The sequence below is a fragment of the Brevibacterium rongguiense genome (assembly GCF_009857845.1).
Lineage (GTDB): Bacteria > Actinomycetota > Actinomycetes > Actinomycetales > Brevibacteriaceae > Brevibacterium > Brevibacterium rongguiense.
This window is the reverse complement of the sequence record NZ_WWEQ01000126.1, coordinates 1-966: the sequence shown is the minus strand read 5'-3', so window position 1 is coordinate 966 and position 966 is coordinate 1. Positions and strand designations below refer to the sequence as shown.

At 64.8% G+C, this 966-nt stretch carries 1 protein-coding gene; it reads right to left on the bottom strand.

The window, feature by feature from the left end:
* Positions 1–124 precede the first annotated feature (124 nt).
* Positions 125–517 carry a hypothetical protein gene (locus tag GSY69_RS13785; RefSeq protein ID WP_160954397.1) on the bottom strand — a complete coding sequence of 131 codons (393 nt, stop codon included), beginning with the start codon at positions 515–517 and terminating at the stop codon, positions 125–127.
* Between the last annotated feature and the right edge of the window lie 449 nt (positions 518–966).

The following is a 966-nucleotide window of genomic DNA, read 5'->3' as shown; positions in this document are numbered from 1 at the left end:
CGATCGGCTTCCCGGTCTCTTCGACGATCCGGACAGCTCCCTCACGGAACTCCCGGTCGTACTTCTTCCGCTTCTCTGGCATCTCGATCCTCATTGTCGATGCCTCTACGGTCCGGGGGGAACCTCAGTCGAGAGCACGCTCATACAGTGCCAGCTCCACGCGGGGTTTCTCCTCCCCCATCGCCGCATAAGTGGGGTCCGTGAGGGCATTGACGCGGGCAGCCAGAGCATCCTTCATCGCTACGATTTCTCGCGCGGCTTTCCCCAGTTCGATCACCGGGTCACCCACGGGTTTCAGACCCTCATGGGCAAGAGCCGCGGCCGCATCGGCTCGAGCCTGAGCCACCGCGAGAGTCTGCTGCGCCTTGCGTTTCACGGCCGGGGTTCGGCCACCGTGGGCGGTGCACACGGACCCGCCCCTGATTGCGTACTTCCCGCACTGCTGGCCCTTGCGGTTCGTCGCCGTGCACCGGCGTTCCGTGGGGTAGTTGGCGGTGGGTTCGTCCCAACGGCTCACAGGTCGTTCCTTTCGCAGGGATGGTAGGTGATGGGGTCAGCGGTGGTGAGTGCGCGGAGGGCTGCTGAGGTCGTGATGATGATGTGGTTGGGGTGGTCCCACATGTCGTGCCAGGGCACGGTGCAGGTGGGGGCCGTGAGGTGGTGGAGGGGTGGGGCCGTGGTGCTGCCGCAGGTTGTGCAGATGGGGTGTTGGCGGCGTATGAGGAGGCAGCGGCCGTGGATGGGACGTGAGCACGAATGGCAGGTGGGGTTCATGCGCTCTCCTTGTGGGTCTTGGCGCAGTTGAGGCAGTGACCGTCGTTGTCGCGGGCGGTGCGCCATGAGGTTCCCCCCGGACCGTAGAGGCATCGACAATGAGGATCGAGATGCCAGAGAAGCGGAAGAAGTACGACCGGGAGTTCCGTGAGGGAGCTGTCCGGATCGTCGAAGAGACCGGGAAGCCGATCG